This window comes from Marinobacter sp. (genome assembly GCF_041690455.1).
In the GTDB taxonomy this organism is placed as follows: Bacteria; Pseudomonadota; Gammaproteobacteria; order Pseudomonadales; family Oleiphilaceae; genus Marinobacter.
In genome coordinates, this window is the sequence record NZ_JAWLHI010000002.1 from 37,174 (window position 1) to 54,702 (window position 17,529).

18 protein-coding genes and 1 other RNA gene are annotated in these 17,529 nt (G+C 60.1%); 3 read left to right on the forward strand and 16 right to left on the reverse strand.

Features of this window, described 5'->3' with window-relative positions; all coding sequences use genetic code 11:
- Nucleotides 1-42: 42 nt before the first annotated feature.
- From ACESMW_RS00655 to ACESMW_RS00730, 16 genes are all read right to left on the reverse strand, one after another.
- Nucleotides 43-699 carry a MotA/TolQ/ExbB proton channel family protein gene (locus ACESMW_RS00655; protein ID WP_372985166.1) on the reverse strand — a complete coding sequence of 219 codons (657 nt, stop codon included), beginning with the start codon at nucleotides 697-699 and terminating at the stop codon, nucleotides 43-45.
- Between the two features lie 27 nt (nucleotides 700-726).
- The gene (locus ACESMW_RS00660; protein ID WP_372985167.1) at nucleotides 727-1,056 is read right to left on the reverse strand and encodes a hypothetical protein; all 330 of its coding nucleotides are present in this window, start codon (nucleotides 1,054-1,056) and stop codon (nucleotides 727-729) included.
- Nucleotides 1,056-1,532, reverse strand: a complete 477-nt coding sequence (locus tag ACESMW_RS00665) for a tetratricopeptide repeat protein (RefSeq protein WP_372985168.1) — start codon at nucleotides 1,530-1,532, stop codon at nucleotides 1,056-1,058. Before ACESMW_RS00665 ends, ACESMW_RS00660 begins: the two co-directional genes overlap by 1 nt.
- On the reverse strand, nucleotides 1,525-4,332 hold the full coding sequence (locus ACESMW_RS00670; protein ID WP_372985169.1) for a hypothetical protein: 2,808 nt from the start codon (nucleotides 4,330-4,332) through the stop codon (nucleotides 1,525-1,527). The genes ACESMW_RS00665 and ACESMW_RS00670 overlap by 8 nt, the downstream gene beginning before the upstream one ends.
- On the reverse strand, nucleotides 4,329-6,020 hold the full coding sequence (locus ACESMW_RS00675) for a tetratricopeptide repeat protein (RefSeq protein WP_372985170.1): 1,692 nt from the start codon (nucleotides 6,018-6,020) through the stop codon (nucleotides 4,329-4,331). Before ACESMW_RS00675 ends, ACESMW_RS00670 begins: the two co-directional genes overlap by 4 nt.
- 417 nt (nucleotides 6,021-6,437) lie before the next feature.
- Nucleotides 6,438-7,616, reverse strand: a complete 1,179-nt coding sequence (locus tag ACESMW_RS00680) for a vWA domain-containing protein (protein ID WP_091999409.1) — start codon at nucleotides 7,614-7,616, stop codon at nucleotides 6,438-6,440.
- 22 nt (nucleotides 7,617-7,638) lie between these two features.
- A complete protein-coding gene (locus tag ACESMW_RS00685) occupies nucleotides 7,639-8,481 on the reverse strand; it encodes an AAA family ATPase (protein WP_091999412.1) in 843 nt (280 codons plus the stop codon).
- A 59-nt stretch (nucleotides 8,482-8,540) separates the two neighbouring features.
- Complete coding sequence (locus tag ACESMW_RS00690) at nucleotides 8,541-8,885, reverse strand: hypothetical protein (RefSeq protein ID WP_372985171.1); 345 nt, start codon at nucleotides 8,883-8,885, stop codon at nucleotides 8,541-8,543.
- A complete protein-coding gene (locus ACESMW_RS00695) occupies nucleotides 8,885-9,331 on the reverse strand; it encodes a YcgN family cysteine cluster protein (RefSeq protein ID WP_372985172.1) in 447 nt (148 codons plus the stop codon). Before ACESMW_RS00695 ends, ACESMW_RS00690 begins: the two co-directional genes overlap by 1 nt.
- Nucleotides 9,328-9,621 carry a YcgL domain-containing protein gene (locus ACESMW_RS00700; protein ID WP_372985173.1) on the reverse strand — a complete coding sequence of 98 codons (294 nt, stop codon included), beginning with the start codon at nucleotides 9,619-9,621 and terminating at the stop codon, nucleotides 9,328-9,330. Before ACESMW_RS00700 ends, ACESMW_RS00695 begins: the two co-directional genes overlap by 4 nt.
- Nucleotides 9,618-10,769 (reverse strand): ribonuclease D, encoded by a 1,152-nt coding sequence (gene rnd, locus ACESMW_RS00705; RefSeq protein ID WP_372985174.1) that lies wholly within the window; start codon nucleotides 10,767-10,769, stop codon nucleotides 9,618-9,620. The genes ACESMW_RS00700 and rnd overlap by 4 nt, the downstream gene beginning before the upstream one ends.
- 17 nt (nucleotides 10,770-10,786) lie before the next feature.
- Entirely contained in the window at nucleotides 10,787-11,389 is a 603-nt protein-coding gene (gene recR, locus ACESMW_RS00710) for a recombination mediator RecR (protein ID WP_372985175.1), read from the reverse strand.
- 32 nt (nucleotides 11,390-11,421) lie between these two features.
- The gene (locus ACESMW_RS00715) at nucleotides 11,422-11,745 is read right to left on the reverse strand and encodes a YbaB/EbfC family nucleoid-associated protein (protein WP_372985176.1); all 324 of its coding nucleotides are present in this window, start codon (nucleotides 11,743-11,745) and stop codon (nucleotides 11,422-11,424) included.
- A 3-nt stretch (nucleotides 11,746-11,748) separates the two neighbouring features.
- A complete protein-coding gene (gene dnaX, locus ACESMW_RS00720; protein WP_372985177.1) occupies nucleotides 11,749-13,599 on the reverse strand; it encodes a DNA polymerase III subunit gamma/tau in 1,851 nt (616 codons plus the stop codon).
- A gap of 150 nt (nucleotides 13,600-13,749) precedes the next feature.
- Nucleotides 13,750-13,846, reverse strand: an RNA gene (ffs, locus tag ACESMW_RS00725) — signal recognition particle sRNA small type.
- 99 nt (nucleotides 13,847-13,945) lie between these two features.
- A complete protein-coding gene (locus ACESMW_RS00730; RefSeq protein WP_372985178.1) occupies nucleotides 13,946-14,695 on the reverse strand; it encodes a 2OG-Fe(II) oxygenase in 750 nt (249 codons plus the stop codon).
- A 118-nt stretch (nucleotides 14,696-14,813) separates the two neighbouring features.
- On the opposite strand from ACESMW_RS00730, the gene ACESMW_RS00735 reads away from it, so the two are divergent.
- From ACESMW_RS00735 to ACESMW_RS00745, 3 genes are read left to right on the forward strand one after another with little or no spacing between them, the layout of a single operon-like run.
- Nucleotides 14,814-15,734 (forward strand): D-hexose-6-phosphate mutarotase, encoded by a 921-nt coding sequence (locus ACESMW_RS00735; protein WP_372985179.1) that lies wholly within the window; start codon nucleotides 14,814-14,816, stop codon nucleotides 15,732-15,734.
- A gap of 13 nt (nucleotides 15,735-15,747) precedes the next feature.
- Nucleotides 15,748-16,563, forward strand: coding sequence for a lysophospholipid acyltransferase family protein (locus ACESMW_RS00740; protein ID WP_372985180.1), 816 nt, complete (start codon nucleotides 15,748-15,750; stop codon nucleotides 16,561-16,563).
- Entirely contained in the window at nucleotides 16,563-17,510 is a 948-nt protein-coding gene (locus ACESMW_RS00745; protein ID WP_372985181.1) for an SDR family oxidoreductase, read from the forward strand. Before ACESMW_RS00740 ends, ACESMW_RS00745 begins: the two co-directional genes overlap by 1 nt.
- The last annotated feature ends 19 nt before the right edge of the window (nucleotides 17,511-17,529 follow it).

The following is a 17,529-nucleotide window of genomic DNA, read 5'->3' on the forward strand; positions in this document are numbered from 1 at the left end:
GTCCATTCCCTCCTCAGTGCTGTTGCGGGACCGCTGCCAGCTTCACGCTGCCGCGCCGCTGGCGCCGGACGGTGTTGGCTCGGAGACCAGGTTCAACAACTTGACCCCTGCCATCTCGAAGCTGTCCACGATTTCATTGGTGCGGGTCTGCAGCAGGGCATGAAACATCAGCAGCGGAATCGCTGACATCAGGCCGAAAGCCGTGGTATTCATCGCAACGGAGATACTCTCGGAAAGCAGGCTGGCCTTTTGCGCGGGATCAGCGGCAGCTACCGCCGTGAAAGCAGAGATCAGGCCGATAATGGTGCCCAACAGCCCCAGCAGGGTCGCAATGTTGGCCAGCGTGGCCAGGTATTGGGTGCGTTTTTCCAGCCTGGGCAGGACTTCCATCAGGCCCTCTTCCATGGCGTACTCGATATCCTCCCGTCGACTGTTACTGACCAGCCGACCAAGGCCCGCCCCCATGATCGAGCCGATGGCACTGTTGGAGTGGCTCGCGGCTTTCATCGCCCGCTGGTAATCCCGTTTCTGTAACAGCGGCAGGATGCCTTTCTCAAAAGTGACACGGTTCTTTCGCCCCACCGAGGCCAGAAAGATGAAGCGCTCAAGGGCGATCGCCAGGCCGAGGGCCAGTACCATCGCAATCGGGTACATAAAGGGGCCGCCTTCCTGAAAAAAACGAACGATTGTTTCCAGCATTGTTGTTCTCCCGTTTTTACTGCTCGGTTAAGGCTGAATGCCTTGTGGGTCCAGGGTCATGGGGTCCAGTGTGTTTCGGAATCTGCGATGGCGCTCCACCGCCATGGGGTCCAGGGGCTGCTCCAGTTCCGGGGCCTGGTCTTCGAGTTCTGCCCGGGGCCTGCGAGGCAGGCTTGGCGGTTGCCAGGGCAGAATGTAAAGAATTCGGGGTTCATCCTCGCCGGTGGTGGCGGATATGCCGGCAATCTCGAGGGTTGCACGCTCTTTGCCCGGCGTTGGGTACTCTCCGCCGACAGCATTGGCGGCAAACGCGATCAGCAAGACCGCTGTTTTGGCCAGGTTGGCGATCCGGTTCATCACTGGAGCCTCCTTTCAAGGTCCGCAATCCACCCGTCCACTGCCGCGTCTTCCTCACCGGCCAGGTCCTGATAGGCCCGATAGTGAGCCAGCGCCTTGTCCAGCTCCAGCAGATAGAGTTCCGAGATCACCGCGAGGTTGTAGTGCAACTGGGCCACCTCGGGCGATCTGGCCAAACCCCGCTCGAGCAGATCAACCGCCTCAACGAACCGGTACTGTTCTTTCAGCGCCAGGGCCAGATTATTTACGGCCACCGGGTCTTCCGGGTTGAGGGCTACGGCCTGGCGCCAGGCTTCAACGGCTGTCTCCCGGTCACCCTGTTCCCAGGCACTCATGGCTCGCCTGGCGTGCTCGGCGGCCAGTACGGGATTGATTTCCGGTTTGGCTGCTTGCTGCTCCACGGCCGGGCCCGCGCAGCCAGACAGCCAGAGAACGCCAAGCAAACCCAACAACCGATAAAGGTGGAAATCAGACATCATCGCCCTCCTCCGTATCTGCTTTCGGGGCGTTCCCGCTCATCCAGCGCATCGAGCGCTCATAGCGCCCCGGGTTTATCCGGGCCAGCGCCTCCAGGCTTTGACCGATCCAGTCGTCATAGTCGGTTTCGGCAATGCGCCCATGGTTTTCGGCATGCAGGTTCAGGGCCTTCTCTTCAAAGGGATAGGCTTCCTCTTCAAGAAGCATCTGGTACTGCATCGTTTCCATCTCGTTGAGCTCCGCCGGCACCTCGGAGGCCATCAGGTCCTGAGCCAGCTCGCGGTAAAGCTCGGCCCGGCGGTAAAGGATTTCCGAGCGCACCGCTTCACCACCGAGACGTTCCGCCTGGGCAAGCCTTTCCCGTGCGGCTTCAAGCGCGGCCTGTTTGCGATCAAGGGACTCGGCGAGGGGATAATCCAGAGGAACATCGGCAAAGACCGCCGCTGCGCGGGTGCCCAGAACGGTGGCACTGGCGGCACTCCATTGCAGTGTTTCGGGTGAGTGCCACTCACTGGCCAGTTCTGCCTCCACGATAGCGGCCCGAATCTTGTCCGGATCACTGGCCGAGGCCATCAGGCGGTGGCGCATGGTCTGGAGCCGGATGTGATCCTCGGCACTCGCGGGGACCGGCCCGGTGGCAAGGAATTCAACGTAGAGATCATCCCGTCGCCCGGTGTCACCGGCCTCGTGATAAAGAGCCGCCGCACGCAATTTGTCCGGCCAGGGGTTGGCCTGCCCAGAAGCCAATGCCAGCAACTCATCCGCCGCCCGGCCCGGCTGACCGGATTGGCTGTAGGCATACACCAGTTTCTCACCAATGCCGAGGGCGAGGTCATGGCTCGGGTAGTTGCGCCGGAACCACTGCAATTCGTTCACCGCCGACTGCCACTCGGAAGCCTTCAACAACGTGTTGGCGGCATCAAACCGGCCCTGAATGGCAATTTTCGCGTCCGGCAGGACGTGCCCCACCCGCTGGAAATGGGCCACAGCTTCTGCCACCTTGCCGGTTTCGGCCGCCCTCTCGCCCTGGCGATAGACCGCAGTCGCCAGCTGCTTCAGGATCAGATCCCGGTCATCCTGGGTCAGATCATCAGGCTCACCGGAATCAATCAACCTCAGCGCCTGCCGCCAGGCCCGTTCTGCCAGGCCAAACTCTTCCTGAGCCTGGCGCACTTGCGCTGTGATCAGCCATGCCGCGTACTGCTCTTTGGTGACGGCATCGCCGCGCTTCAGAACCGCGCTGGCATAGGCTGCGGCCTGGTCATGATTTTGGACCTCAAGCCATCGGGCGTCGAGGTCAGCCTGGGCACCGGGTATTCGTACATCCGTCTCGAAGGCGGAGGCAAACTGGTCGATTTCGGCTGCCAGTTCTTCCAATCCCGGGCCGGCCTTGTTTATCACCTGGTCCCGTTGCAGAACCACCGCTGCCCAGCCGGCATCGGCCGCTTCACTGTAGTTCCCGGTTTGGTAGGCTGCCGTCCTGAAATTCTCTAGCGCCTCAAGATACTGTCGGGCCTGGAGGCGCGCATCGCCGGCCAGCCGCCATACCGGCCCGGCGTTCGCTGCCCTTGGCGCCAGCGTTTCGTAATAACCCGCAGCTTCGGCAAACAACGGGAGCGACGCTTCAACTTTGCCCCTGTCGGAAAGCCCGGTTGCTGCCTCGTAGCTGGTATCCGCCAGCCAGCGGGCGTATTCACGCCAGCGTGACTGTTCCTGTGGTTCCAGCTGAGAGAACGCAATGACAGGGCTATAGGCAGCGACATAGCCGGCCCTGGCCTGTCGCACTTTCCGATCATCACCCGCCATCTGCCAGACCTCCACTGCCTGTGCAAGAAAGCGGGGGCTGCTGAGGTGTTGCGGGTATCGACGATAAAAGGCTTCGTTCACTGCCACGCTGGCTTCGTACTCCCCCGAAATCGCGTACAAATCCGCCAACCGGTCAAAGACCAACGGTTCCCAGGGGCGCACAGAGCCCGAGTCAAACCAACGGTCAAGAGTGGCCAATCCCCGGGTGGGGGAGGCCATCAGCGCCAATACCCGAAGGGTGTCATCAACCGTCTCCACCGAGGATTCGGGTACCTGCCGGATGCTCTCGGCGGTCGGCAAGAAGCCGTCGAGCACGGTATGAAAAGTATCCGCGGCGCGATCCCAGGCATGCTCCCCCTGCTTGAACTGGCTCCAGCCAAGCATGTATCGGGCCTTGGCTTTCAGAGACTCCCCGCCCTCGCCTTCGAGCAATGCGCGATAGCCGGTCTCCGCTTCGGCGAACTGTCCGCTGGCAAAGGCAGACTCGGCGATGCGGAACCTTGCTTCCCGCACCAGTGGTGACTTCGGATAAAGGCCCACCAGCTGCTTCAACCGCGAAATGGATTCTCCGGCCTCTCCGGTCAGCGCATGGGCTTTGGCCATCTGGTAGAGCAGTTCATCCAGACGCCCGGAAAAAGAACCACGGGCGAGAATGGACTCGTAGCTGCCCAGGACTTCCTCATAGATTGCCGGCTCCTGCTCGGGCGCATAGCCCACGTCCTGGCCCGAGCGATCGCGGATGTTGGCCAGGCGATTCAGGGCATCCACGCGGACTTCCGGCTCGTCGGAGTTTTCGAACAGTCGCTGGTAACGGCGGGCCACTTCCGCCGGTGATATGGCAGGCAGTGGGCGGCTTTCGAACTTCAGGAACACCGGCCGCATGTCACCGATGGTTTTGCCATCGCGGCCCAGCTCTACACGAAAACTTTCCTGGGCTGCGACAGGCGCTGTCAGCACAACGGCCAGGAACATCAGACGGGAAGGCAGGTTCATTGGCCCCTCCCTCCCAGGCTTTCCAGGGCCAGATACTCATACAGGTGGGCAATCTGCTGCTCGGTCTTGTTCAGGGCGAAAACCATCCGCTGGTCCTGGTGATCCAGGAACGCCAGGACCTGTTTGTCGAGCTCGTCCTCGGCGGTGTTTCGCAGATCCGTCAGACGTTCAAGGTAACGGCCATTCGAACGACTGAGCGGAGCCACCTTGCTTGCAGCGGATTCCGGAACCGAATCTGAAGCCGATTCCAGGGCCCCGGCAAACACCTCAAGATCGTGGGAATGAGTTGTCAGTCGGTTCGCCAGGGCGGCCAACGCTGCAACCCGGCCAACCGCTCGCTGCGCCGACGGCTGTTTCAGGAATTCCAGCAGATACGCCAGCCTGGGCTGCTGCATGGAACGGCTGTCAGCCAGGAACCATTCCAGATCGGAGGCTTTGGCATCGGCAACCAGGGCCTGGTAAGCCCCCTCGGTGCGGACTTGATCCCTGAGGGTCCGCAGCACAACCCGCTCGCTCTCATAGACGGCATTGGCCGCGAGATAAACTTCCCCAGCCTGACCAAGATAACCCGCAAGATCGTAGCCCCGGCCCATGCCGATCCAGGCTTCCGCCGCACCGGGATACGCCAGCGGAAACTTCCGGGCCCGATGCCAGCTCTGCATGGCGGCCCGGTGGTTACCCCGCTCGGTCAGCGCCAGCCCGTGAAAGTAAAGTGCCTGCGGGGTGCTGGGGCTATCAAGGGAGACGGATTCAAGAAAGCCGATCGCCTTTTCAAACTCACCATTGCGATAGGCAAGGTAGCCCGCCCGTAGCAGTGCCTGATCATGCAGGTGCCGGCTGCGCTCGTCGCCATCCTCGACCTTCGCCATGGCCATCGCCACTCTCAGAGCCACCAATGCCCGGGACGGGTCGAGGTCTTCTCTTGCGAAATCACTGGCGAGGTTGAGGTATCCCGCTGCTGCCCAATAACCTTCCGGCATGGCCGCTAGGATTTCTCCGGCCGCCTGGAGCCTGCCAGCCCTTCGGTGGCTCTCCGCCAGATCGAACCGGGCTTTGCGATGGGCATCGGCATGGGAGGATGGGGGTTCGCGATCTGCGGCGTGGTTGACACCTGGATCATCAAGAGCGATTTCTTCCTCGGGGACCTGACTCTCGATAAACGAGACCCGTGGTTCAAAATCCGGTGCACTGGCACTCAGGTTCAGCCGAATGGCAAGGGCCCTGGACTGCTTGCTAAACCGCTGGGTAGCCTCCCGCCGGACAAAATCCCCGTCCGCCGAACGGGCCGTAACGACCGCCTTCAGTTCATGATCACCAGTCGCCAGGTGGCCGGTATAGAGCTGTTGAGCCCCATCTGCGGTCAGGGCGGACTGTTCCTGCAAGGCGTAAAGCTTCGAGGCAACCGGCCGGTTATCGATGAACAGGTCAAGCGAATCCAGATCGAGCCCGCCGGAAGCAAGTGTCAGGAAAACTGTCAGTCGGGTGCCAAGTGGTTGAAGCTGATTGCGCTCAAGGGAGTTAATGCTTGCGGAGTGTCGGCGAACATCTTCGGTGAATTCGGCAATGTTGTCGTCCAGGACTGAGGCAGCGGCTCCGGAACAGAAGAACAGCACAGCCAGCAGCCTGATGAAGGCATGAGTCAACCAGCGATCCTGTCGGCGTCCTTGTGGTTTTTGTGAGCCGAACATACCTCTCCTGCCCCGTACAATTCCGGCAATATTCCGTTACAAAGTGAGAGGAAGCGTAACACCTGGTAACCGGCAAGAACGGTATCCAGATCACCAAATGGGAAACAGGAAATGTCGATTTTTTTGACAGAAGCGAGGGAAAGGAACCGGCAGGACAGTATGGCAGGAGCGTTCAGGCATTATTACCGGTCTGATTTTACGGTAGTTTTTTGAGATGGCCTGGCAGTTGCATTACCTACCGCGGCGGGAGTGCCGGCCAGGCAAACCCGCTAAATATGCCGAGCTTTTGCCGATGCCCTCAACCGCATCGGCTTTTTTTAAGTTGGGGTCAGAAGAAGGTTTTCTTCAGACCCCTGAGTCTGGCCGGGGTCTGATGAAATTTTTCATCTGACCCCATTTTCACACCTGGCCCCACTCTCACTTACTGAGCTGCCTCATCGCCGACTCAAGGCCATCAATGGTCAACGGATACATGTGATCATTCACCAGCTGCCGGGTCATGCCCAGCGAGCCACCCGTGCCCCAGTAACTCTCCGGAAGCGGGTTGAGCCAGACCACCTTGCGGAAGTGATCGGTCACGCGCTGGAACCAGGTGGCACCGGCTTCTTCGTTCCAGTGTTCAATGGAGCCGCCGGGGTGGGAGATTTCGTAGGGCGCCATGGTGGCATCGCCGACAAAGATCACCTTATAGTCCGGCGTGTACTTGTGGAGGATGTCCCAGGTGCTGGTGGTCTCGTTCATGCGCCGGACATTGTTCTTCCACACGTTTTCATAAATGAAGTTGTGGAAGTAGAAATACTCCATATGCTTGAACTCGAGCCGGGCCGCGGAGAACAGCTCTTCACAGACACGAATGTGCGGGTCCATGGAGCCGCCCACGTCGAAGAAGATCAGCACCTTCACCGCATTGTGGCGCTCGGGCACCATCTTGAGGTCCAGGTAACCAGCATTGCGGGCGGTGGAGCGGATGGTGTCATCCATATCCAGCTGGTCCGCCGCACCCTGACGAGCAAATTTACGCAACCGCCGCAGGGCAACCTTGATGTTGCGGATACCCAGGGTGATGCTGTCGTCCAGGTCCCGGAACTCCCGCTTCTCCCAGACCTTGACTGCCCGCCCCTGGCGCCCGTTCTTCTGGCCGATACGGAAGCCTTCGGGGTTATAGCCGTTGGCACCGAACGGTGATGTGCCACCGGTTCCGATCCACTTGTTGCCGCCGGCGTGGCGCTCCTTCTGCTCTTCCATGCGCTTCTTGAAGGTTTCGATCAGCTCCTCCAGACCACCCAGGGAGTCGATCTTTGCCTTTTCCTCATCACTGAGGTGCTTCTCGAACTCTGCCCGGAGCCAATCATCGGGGATCAGGGCTTCCAGCAGGTCATCCAGATTCTGGATACCCTCGAAATAAGCCTGGAAGGCACGATCGAACTTGTCGAAGTGGCGCTCGTCCTTCACCAGGCACAGGCGCGCCAGGTAATAGAACTCCTCCATGTCGGCGAAGGCCAGTCGGTTCTGCAGGGCCTCCAGCAGATCGAGGAATTCGCGCAGGCTGGCGGGAACCTTGGCCCGCCGCACTTCGAGAAAGAAATCAATCAACATAAAGCGGAACTCTTGCCGGAAATCAGTTGCGACGGCGTGCCATGAAAGCCAGCTTCTGCAACAGGTGCACGTCCTGCTCGTTCTTCACGAGGGCGCCATACAGCGGTGGCAACGCGGTCCCCGTGTCCTTCTCCTGCAAAGCCTTGGCGGTCAGCTCATCGGCCATCAGCAGCTTCAGCCAGTCGATCAGCTCGGAGGTGGACGGCTTTTTCTTCAGCCCCGGCACCTTGCGCACATCGAAAAAGACTTCCAGGGCATCCCGGACGATCTCCTGCTGCAGGTTCGGGAAGTGCACGTCCACGATGTTCTGCATGGTCTCGTGGTCCGGGAAGCTGATGTAATGGAAGAAGCAGCGGCGCAGGAAGGCATCCGGCAGTTCCTTCTCGTTGTTACTGGTGATGACCACGATCGGGCGGTGCTTCGCCTTGACGAACTGCTGGGTCTCGTAGACGAAAAACTCCATTCGATCGAGCTCGAGCAACAGGTCGTTCGGGAACTCGATATCGGCCTTGTCGATCTCGTCGATCAGCAGAACCACCTGCTCCTCGGATTCGAAGGCTTCCCAGAGCTTGCCCTTGACGATGTAGTTGCTGATGTCCTTGACCTTCTCATCGCCCAGCTGGGAGTCGCGCAGGCGGGAGACCGCATCATATTCATACAGTCCCTGCTGGGCCTTGGTGGTGGATTTGATGTGCCAGGGTATCAGCCTCATGCCCAGGGCCGATGCCATCTCCTCCGCCAGCAAGGTTTTGCCGGTGCCGGGCTCGCCCTTGATCAGCAGCGGACGCTGGAGCGCAATCGCCGCATTGACGGCCATTTGCAGGTCATCTGTGGCTACATACTTCTCGGTACCGGTAAACTTCATGCTCTCAATTCCTGTCGATTACTTTTCAAGTTTCTGATCAATAGCGGGCCAGGCAGCGCTCATCGTTTAACGAGGCGATAGCGTACCAGGTCCAGGATCCATACCAGCAACATCACCAGGCCCGCGAGGCCGAAGTTGAACCATGCCATGCTGGCGGTCTCCATGTGGCCGAGGATCAACTCGTACCCCCCATAGAGCCAGGCCGGCATCCACCAGCCTGCCACATCCGGCGATTCAACCGGTGTCAGCAGGAGCACCATCAACGCCGACAACAGCAGGGTGCGAAGCCCATACAGGGGAATGAAGCGGAACAGCCGCTTCATCATGTAGAAGAATATTACGAAGGCAATGGCATAAGCGGCCCAGAAAATCCCGTAGGCCATTTGTGTATCCGCGTCTAACATTACAATACCCAGTGAATGATGTGTTCTTCCCAGTCTTCTTCAGGCACCTGTTCTTCGGAAATCACCCTGTGGCGCACCGATATACCGGCCTCGTGCACCGTCTCCGGATCCCCGCTCCTTAGCGGATGCCAGGCCGCCAGCCCGCGCCCCTCAGCGAGGGAGCGATAGGCACAGGTATAAGGCAGCCAGTAATAATCCCTGACGGTATCCGGTGTGATCACGGTACAACCGGGCACTTTCTGCAGGCGCTCGGAATACACCGTGCACCGGCAGGTGTCCTGATCCATATACCGGCACACAAGATCGGTATGGTAGACCTCGCCGGTGTCTTCATCCTCAAGCTTCGCCAGACAGCATTTGCCACAGCCGTCGCACAGGGATTCCCATTCCTGCGCTGTCATCTCGTCCAGGCGTTTGCGTTGCCAGAACGGAATCTGGGCAATCATTTTTCGTGTTGCTCCAGCTTGCGCTTGAACTCGACCACGTAGCCCTCCTGCTCTTCCGGCATCTGCAGGTAGAAGTCCTGTTCTTTAATGGCTTCCAGAACCTGCTGGCCGGCAGCCCGGGCCAACTTGCGGTCCGGAGTCAGCACCAGGTCCATGGAATGGATTGGCGCCCCGAAGATGCCCCTGAGCCCCTCCGGGAGGTCATCCCAGCTCTGACCCCGACGCACGAATACATAGGTATCCGCCTTCCGGCTGCTTCTGAATACGGAGATAAATTCCCGCTCTTTCATTGCTTCAGTATGTCCTCAATCTGGCTTCGTACCGGCGCCAGCAACTCCCCGCGCCAGCCCTGGAAAAACGGATTGCCTTCCAGCGTCCGATCCTGCATCAGTTTCTCAAGACGCTTCCTCGGGGCAACCAGTTCCATCGGAATATCAGCGGCTTCCGCGACCTTTCTGACGGTACGCTTCAACTGCTTGAAGTCAGCCTGCTGGTCACGACTCAGTGGGGGTGCAATTCGCTCAAGCCCGGCATTATCGGCAGCCCGCGCGTTCCGGACAAGTTCGAGAAGGGTTTCGCCGTAGCGGCGTACCGCTCCCGAGGGTATGCCCTGAATGTCACCCAGCGCATGCATTGACTCCGGTAAGCGTTCGGCAACCAGGATCAGCAGTGCGTCGGCAAACACCCGGTTTCGGGGCATGTCCCGTCGCTGGCATTCCCCCTCCCGCCAACGCACCAGTTCCTTCAGAACGGCCTGTTGCTCGGGGTTCAGGGACCAGCCGCCACGCAACTTGAGGTAATGCTGCTCCGGATCGTCCTGGGCGGCGAGCTCGGAGGCGAACCGCTGTGATTCCTCGAACAGCGCCTCCACCAGGCCACGGGGCCTGAGGGAATCCATTACCCAATGATACATGGGCTCGAGAAAGCGGATATCGTCCACGGCATAACGCTGCTGCGCGTCGCTCAGGGGACGGGCCAGCCAGTCGGAACGGGTGGCCGATTTGTCCAGGGTTTCGCCGAACAGGGTTTCGACCAGGCGGGCATAACCCAGGGAGAAACCAGCGCCCGCCATGGCCGCACCAATCTGGAGATCCACCACCCCTGCCAGTTCGATTCCCAGCCAGTGACGGAACAACTCCAGGTCCTCGCTCATGGCATACAGAATTTTGGGCACCTCGGGATTTGCCAGCACCTCCCGGAACACCGCAGAAGCCTCGGCCACATCCGGATCAACCAGGCAGTACTGATCCCCGATCCCGAGCTGGACCAGCCCGGGGATGGGATAAAAGGTGTTGACCCGTTCGAACTCGGTATCAAGCGCAAGGGGCTGGTCCGGTGATGCCGGTGCCAGCCACTTATCCAGTTCCTGGGGAGTCTCGATCCAGTGAATGATCGTGGGGGCCGGGGGAACGGCCACGGCCGGTGAAGAAGATGCCATAGGAAAGCCTGGTTAGCCTATTCGGAGAGTGGTTTGCGACCGCGGAAGGCGTGGGTCAGCGTGAAGCCGTCAACATAGCCCAGCTCGCCACCCACCGGGATGCCATGGGCCAGACGGGTAATGAGGATGTTCCGGCCATCGAGACGGTCAGCAATGTAGTGGGCTGTCGCCTCGCCCTCAACAGTGGGGTTGGTGGCGAGTATCAGCTCGGTCACCCCTTCTTCCTGGACACGTTTGAGCAGGCGTTCGATGCCGATTTCCTCGGGGCCGACGCCATCGATGGGCGAAAGATGGCCCATCAGCACAAAGTAACCACCCTTGTAGTCGCCTGCCTGCTCGATGGCCAACAAATCGGAGGGGCTTTCCACCACGCACAGGGTACCGTTCTTGCGAGCCGCGTTCTCACAGATTCCGCAGATCTCGGTATCGGCGAAGTTCTGGCAGGATTCACAGCGGCGCACGCCGTCCATTGCCGTGCGCAGGGCCTCGGACAAACGGGTGCCCCCTGACCGGCCGCGCTCCAGGAGATGGAAAGCCATGCGCTGGGCTGTTTTCTGACCGACGCCTGGAAGGCAGCGCAGGGATTCGACCAGTTCATCAACCAGTGGACTGAAAGCCATCAATTATCCTCGGAATACAACAGACGAACGGATCAGAACGGCATCTTGAAACCGGAGGGCATGCCCATCCCCGACATCATTCCGGACATCTTTTCTTTCTGGTTGGCCTCAACCCGGCGAACGGCATCGTTCACCGCGGCGGCAAGAAGGTCCTCGAGAATCTCTTTCTCTTCGGACATGAGCGAAGGATCAATCTCGACCCGGCTCACATCGTGGCGGCCGTTCATGGTGACTTTCACCAGGCCTGCTCCGGCCTCGCCGGTCACTTCCGCCTTGGCGATCTCTTCCTGAGCCTTCTTCATCTCTTCCTGCATTTGCTGGGCTTTTTTCATCAGATCGCCCATATCGTTAAACATGTTCTATCTCCTGCTGGTCTCGATGGGCCGGATACTGTCTTCGACTATCCGCGCCTCAAATCGTTCAACGATGGACTGGACCACCGGATCCTTGCGGATGGCGTCCTCCGCCGCTTGTTGGCGTGCCTGGCGCTGCCGTTCCTCATACGCGGCTGGCGTATGGGGCCCGGGTTCGCCCTGCTCTATGCGTAACTCGATGGAGTCGCCAAAGCGGTTTCTCAAGGCAGTGACGATTTTTTCCTCGTGCCGGGCGTTGAGCAATCGGGCATGACCATCGTCGATAGTGAGTACGATGGTATCGCCGTCCCGAACCATGGCAGTCTGGCTGGCCAGGTTACCGGGCATGCCAACGATGCCAAGTTCCCGGAAATCCCGCTCCCAGACGAAGTCGCCGCTCTGTTCTTCGACAACCGGCTGGGGGGCGGGCTCAGGTTCTGGTTCCGGATTTTCTTCCACCGCTGGTTCCGGCCCGGGGGCCGCTTCAGGCAGTTCCGGCTCGTATCCGAAGTCGGGCTCCACCTCGGGTGGCTCTTCAGGCAGAGGGGGCTCCTCATACACAGGTGCCGGTTCTGACGCCGGTTCTGGCTGGGAAACCGGTTCCGGCTCGGGAGCTGTAACCGGTTCCGCTTCGGGCACGGGTGGGGCTACTGCCTGTTCCTGAGGCGCGGGTTCCGATACCTTCGGCGAAGCGGCAGGCCCGGGCTCATCCCGGGCTTCGCCCGCAGCCGAGTCACCACCGGAACGCACTGTCGGCGGCTCCCTCCGGTCAGTCCCCGGGCGGAACGCCAGCATCCTCACCAGGGTCATCTCAAAGCCCATGCGGGCATCCGGGGTAATATCCAGATCCTTACGGCCCATCAAGGCAGCCTGGTAGAACAGCTGGGCGTCCTCGGCGCTGAGCTTGCGGGCCAGGGCCTGGACCTGACTGGCATCACCCAGGGCATTATCTGCACTGCCCGGCACCACCTGTTCCATGGTCACCCGATGGAACAGGGACAGCAGATCCGCCAGGATCACGCTGTAATCCGGGGCGAATTCCGAGATCCTCGCAATCTCCGAGAGCAGGCCCGGCCCGTCACGCTCCACCAGGGCGTTGACAATGCGTTCGATATCCCGCTGGTCAATGGTGCCCAGCATGTTGCTGACATCACTGGCGGCGAGCTTCTGGTTACCGAAGGCAATAGCCTGATCGGTCAGGCTCAGGGCATCCCGCATACTGCCGTCGGCCGCACGGGCCAGGAGCCAGAGTGCCGGTTCCTCGAAGGGAATTCCCTCTTCGGTCAATACATGCTTGAGGTGGCCCGCGATGTGCTCCGGGGTCATGCGCTTGAGGTTGAACTGCAGACACCGGGACAGGACGGTCACCGGGAGCTTCTGGGGATCGGTGGTGGCCAGCAGGAACTTTACATGCTCCGGCGGCTCTTCCAGGGTTTTCAGGAAGGCGTTGAAGGACTGGTTGGTCAGCATGTGCACCTCGTCAATGAGGTACACCTTGTAGCGGCCACGGGTTGGCGCGTACTGGACGTTGTCGGTGAGCTCCCGCATGTCATCGACGCCGGTGCGGGACGCCGCGTCGATCTCGATCAGGTCAACAAACCGGCCTTCCTGGATTTCCTGGCAACTGCTGCACTCCCCGCACGGGTTCGGAGTGACACCGGTCTCGCAGTTAAGGCAGCGGGCCAGCAAACGGCCGATGGTGGTCTTGCCCACACCGCGGGTCCCGGTAAACAGGTAGGCGTGGTGCAGACGCTTGTTTTCCAGGGCATGGATCAATGCCTGAAGCACGTGTTCCTGGCCCACCATGTCCTCGAAGGTCCGGGGGCGCCATTTTCGGGCAAGTACCTGGTAGCTCATGTTCCGTCAACTGCTGTGAAAATGCGATTAACCATAGCATGGACCCGCTTTGATAAGAAGCAAAGTTGGCACTCTGTCACCGGGACTGAAACACAATTACGGGCGGAGAATCAGGGGATTAACACATCGGGAGGGGAAAAATGGGGGTGACCCCACCAGCAGATCTCCGGCACACAAATCCACCGCTTCGGCTGCTCCCTTCCGGGCCTGACCGGGTTCACGGTTTCATGTTGCGGAGGCACCAATGGGGCCACCATAACGGCGTTCCGGGGTTTCCCTCGAAAGCGGCGCGCATATTAGCAAATGGACCTGCAGACTACAACGGGAAATCGCCCGCGCCGGAAATTCACAGTGGCAAAGGCACTTCATCCTGCCGGAACCAGCAGGCCAGGCTGTACCGGGTGCGGTTTGCCGGGAGCACTTCGTGGGGGATTTCTTCGCTCAGGAACAGGGCCATCCGGCCGGCTTCCGGAACGACCATTCCGCAAACTTCGTTCTCGTTATCCCGGTTGAATACCTGCAATGCGCCGCCATCCTCCGGAGCCCAATCCTCATTCAGATACAGGACCAGGCTGACCACCCGGGAAGCACGGCCACGGAAGCTGTCCAGGTGCCTCTTATAGAAGTCCTCCGGATGATAGGTGGCATAGTGGGTCTCGAACCGTTTCAGGCCCAGAAACAGGCGCTGGTTGAGACCACACCGGATGGCATCCAGGAATCGGAAGAGCTCCGCCTGGGGCGGCGTAATCCCCTGCAACCAGGCGATGCGGTCGCGGCGCACAGCGCGGTCCCGGATCAGGTCCGAGCCCCGTCCGATTCCGGCGGTCTTCATGGCGTCGGTGCGATCGAGAATGGCCACTTCGTCACGCAGCGCCCCAAGCAGAACAGGTCCCAGCCGGTCGCGGACATCCAGTGACATCCAGCCGTGTTCACTCAGGCCGTCCGCCAGCTGATCCAGCCAGGCGTCAGAGACATCGGCAATACTCGCCTGCCCTGCGTCAACGACCGCGATGTCACTGCCGGCAACAACATCCAGTTCAGGGCCGACGGTCCGTGAAAGGGGGTCTCTGATCGGGATAACAGTGGGATTGTCCATGGGTGGGCCTCGTCGGGAAATCGGCGCTATTTTAGGCACAAATCTCGCCGGCCGGTCAGTTTTAATTTACTCTGATGATAAGCAGATACACTTAATCGCCACCTGATCCGATACGTCTATGTCAGAAAGCAGTCACAGACCCTCCCGATCCCTTTCACCGGGCCAGTGGTCCTTCACCCGCTGGAAAACAATCGGCCAGCTGGAAGCCCTGGAGGTCCATCATCCGCTGTTTCGCGCCACCCTGTTTCTCCAGGGGGTACATCTGACGCAATTCATGCCAAGCGACGAGCCGGACTGGCTCTGGCTCAGCAAGAGCGCCCGGTTTGAGCCGGGCCGGGCTATCCGGGGCGGTATCCCCGTGTGCTGGCCCTGGTTTGGCAATCCCGGCAAGAATCCGCCAGCCGTGCGCAAGCGCATCCATACCAACGGCGCCCACGGCTTTGCCCGCACGGCGCTATGGAAACTCGAGGACGTTCGGGAGAATGCCCACGAAGTGGAAATCAGCCTCTCGCTGGACGCCAACGAGGATTTTGCCGACGTCTGGAGTGGCCACGCGCTGGCACTGATCACCTTCCACTTCTCGGTACGTGGCTGCCAGTTGGCGTTGACCACGACCAACCTGGGCGAAGAGGCCCTGGCCTTCAGTCAGGCCCTGCACACCTACCTGCCAACCTCGGACGTGACCCGCTCGAGGGTACTGGGCCTGGGCTACAGCCAATACATCGACACTCTCGATGACTGGGATTACAAGAACCAGGAAGGCCCGGTGTATTTCGAAGGGGAAACCGACCGCATCTACGAGAGCGGAGAGCCCCTGACCATTGTGACCCCGTCAGGCAGCCGGAAACTGACCTCGGTAGGCAGCGATTCCACCGTGGTCTGGAATCCGGGCCCGGAAAAGGCAGCACGGCTGTCGGATTTTCCCGATGAGGCCTGGAAGACCATGCTGTGTGTCGAAACCGCCAATGCAGGCAGCGACTACAGGGTGCTTAATACCGGCCAGAGCCACACCCTGGGTGTGCTGATCGGACGCAAATAACCGGGGAGAACGGATGAGCCTGGCGAGTTACCTGAAATCCAAACTGATACCCGCAGATATCGACGAGCACATCAACCGAATCCGCAAGCCCATCGGCTCGCTGGGGTACGATCCCTGGGGCTACAACAATGAAGCCATCAAATACGGCTTTAGCCTCACCCGGCAAATTTACGAAAAGTATTTTCGGGTGGAGGCCCACGGGGTGGAGAACGTGCCTGCCGAGGGCCCGGTGCTGATCATAGCCAACCACAGCGGGCAGCTCCCGATTGACGGGCTCCTGGTCGGCTATGCCCTGGCTTCCCGCGAGCGGCAGCCCCGCATTCCCCGGGCCATGATCGAACGGTTCTTTCCCACCGTTCCCTGGCTGGGCAACCTGCTGAACGAATTTGGCGCCGTGCTCGGCGATCCCGTCAACTGCGCCAAGATGCTGGCCAATGATGAAGCGGTCATCGTATTTCCGGAGGGCATCCGGGGCTCAGGCAAGCTCTACCGGGACCGCTACCAGCTCAAGCGCTTCGGCAACGGTTTCATGCACCTTGCGATGAAGTACAAGGCGCCGATTGTGCCTGTCGGTGTCGTCGGCTGTGAGGAAACCATCCCGGCCATTGCCAACATCAAACCCCTGGCAAAAGCACTGGGGATTCCCTACGCACCGGTCGCCATGCCGGTGGTGCTGCCCGCCAAGGTGCACCTGAATTTTGGCCCACCCATGTATTTTGATGACCTGGAAATTCCAGAGGAACTGGTAACCGAACGGGTCGAGCAGGTGAAAGCGGAAATCAGCCGCCTCATCGACAAGGGATTGAGTGAAAGGAAAAAGCTGTTCTGATGACCAAGCAACGCAGACCCCACATCCTCGTTACCGGTGCTGCCGGCGCCTTGGCCCAGCGGGTCATCAACCAGCTGCGGGATCATTGCGACCTGGTGGCCGTGGATTTCCGGGAGCAGGTTTACCTGGGGGACGACATTCCCAGTTACTGCATCGACTTTACCAAGCGCGTGTTCGAGGACCTGTTCCGCCGCTACGAGTTTGACGGCGTGATCCACCTTGGCCGGATCCAGTCCAGCCAGCTGACCCGGATGCGCCGGTATAACGCCAACGTGCTGGGCACCCAGAAGATGCTGGACCTGAGCCACAAATACGGCATCAAACGGGTTGTGGTGCTCTCCACGTATCACGTCTACGGTGCGGTGGCCTACAATCCGGCTCTGATCGACGAGTCCGCGCCGCTGAAAGCCGCCGGCCTGAGTGCGGATCTGGTGGATTCGGTAGAGCTGGAGAATCTGGCCAACATCTATCTGTGGCGCTATCCGGAGCTCAATATCACCATCCTGCGCCCGTGTAACATCGTCGGGCCCGGGGTGCGCAACACCATGAGCTCCCTGCTCGCCAGCGAGAATGCCCCTGTACTGGCGGGGTTCTCGCCGATGATGCAATTTATCCATATTGAGGACATGGCGGATGCCATCGTCAGGGCATACAAGAAACCGGTTCGTGGGGTCTACAACGTGGCTCCGGAGGACTGGGTGGCCTACCAGCACGCACTCAAACTCTGCGGCTGCCGGCGCATCCCGATTCCGTCCATTCCGCCGGTGGTTCCGAACCTGATCCTGAAAACCCTGAAGCTGAAAAGTTTCCCTTCGTATCTGACCGCCTTTTTCAAGTATCCTGTTGTTATCGACGGCAGAGCGTTTGCCAGGGAGTTCGATTTCAAGCCGAAACGGCCCCTGAAGGAAATCTTCCGGTTCTACCGGGAGAACAAGCGACCGGTGTAACGACCGGCCTGCGGTCACG

What these genes read in the sequence shown, in the direction of transcription:
- ACESMW_RS00655 (WP_372985166.1), bottom strand. Translation starts at nt 699, where the DNA reads ATGCTGGAAACAATCGTTCGTTTTTTTCAGGAAGGCGGCCCCTTTATG.
- ACESMW_RS00660 (WP_372985167.1), bottom strand. Translation starts at nt 1,056, where the DNA reads ATGAACCGGATCGCCAACCTGGCCAAAACAGCGGTCTTGCTGATCGCG.
- ACESMW_RS00665 (WP_372985168.1), bottom strand. Translation starts at nt 1,532, where the DNA reads ATGTCTGATTTCCACCTTTATCGGTTGTTGGGTTTGCTTGGCGTTCTC.
- ACESMW_RS00670 (WP_372985169.1), bottom strand. Translation starts at nt 4,332, where the DNA reads ATGAACCTGCCTTCCCGTCTGATGTTCCTGGCCGTTGTGCTGACAGCG.
- ACESMW_RS00675 (WP_372985170.1), bottom strand. Translation starts at nt 6,020, where the DNA reads ATGTTCGGCTCACAAAAACCACAAGGACGCCGACAGGATCGCTGGTTG.
- ACESMW_RS00680 (WP_091999409.1), bottom strand. Translation starts at nt 7,616, where the DNA reads ATGTTGATTGATTTCTTTCTCGAAGTGCGGCGGGCCAAGGTTCCCGCC.
- ACESMW_RS00685 (WP_091999412.1), bottom strand. Translation starts at nt 8,481, where the DNA reads ATGAAGTTTACCGGTACCGAGAAGTATGTAGCCACAGATGACCTGCAA.
- ACESMW_RS00690 (WP_372985171.1), bottom strand. Translation starts at nt 8,885, where the DNA reads ATGTTAGACGCGGATACACAAATGGCCTACGGGATTTTCTGGGCCGCT.
- ACESMW_RS00695 (WP_372985172.1), bottom strand. Translation starts at nt 9,331, where the DNA reads ATGATTGCCCAGATTCCGTTCTGGCAACGCAAACGCCTGGACGAGATG.
- ACESMW_RS00700 (WP_372985173.1), bottom strand. Translation starts at nt 9,621, where the DNA reads ATGAAAGAGCGGGAATTTATCTCCGTATTCAGAAGCAGCCGGAAGGCG.
- rnd (WP_372985174.1), bottom strand. Translation starts at nt 10,769, where the DNA reads ATGGCATCTTCTTCACCGGCCGTGGCCGTTCCCCCGGCCCCCACGATC.
- recR (WP_372985175.1), bottom strand. Translation starts at nt 11,389, where the DNA reads ATGGCTTTCAGTCCACTGGTTGATGAACTGGTCGAATCCCTGCGCTGC.
- ACESMW_RS00715 (WP_372985176.1), bottom strand. Translation starts at nt 11,745, where the DNA reads ATGTTTAACGATATGGGCGATCTGATGAAAAAAGCCCAGCAAATGCAG.
- dnaX (WP_372985177.1), bottom strand. Translation starts at nt 13,599, where the DNA reads ATGAGCTACCAGGTACTTGCCCGAAAATGGCGCCCCCGGACCTTCGAG.
- ACESMW_RS00730 (WP_372985178.1), bottom strand. Translation starts at nt 14,695, where the DNA reads ATGGACAATCCCACTGTTATCCCGATCAGAGACCCCCTTTCACGGACC.
- ACESMW_RS00735 (WP_372985179.1), top strand. Translation starts at nt 14,814, where the DNA reads ATGTCAGAAAGCAGTCACAGACCCTCCCGATCCCTTTCACCGGGCCAG.
- ACESMW_RS00740 (WP_372985180.1), top strand. Translation starts at nt 15,748, where the DNA reads ATGAGCCTGGCGAGTTACCTGAAATCCAAACTGATACCCGCAGATATC.
- ACESMW_RS00745 (WP_372985181.1), top strand. Translation starts at nt 16,563, where the DNA reads ATGACCAAGCAACGCAGACCCCACATCCTCGTTACCGGTGCTGCCGGC.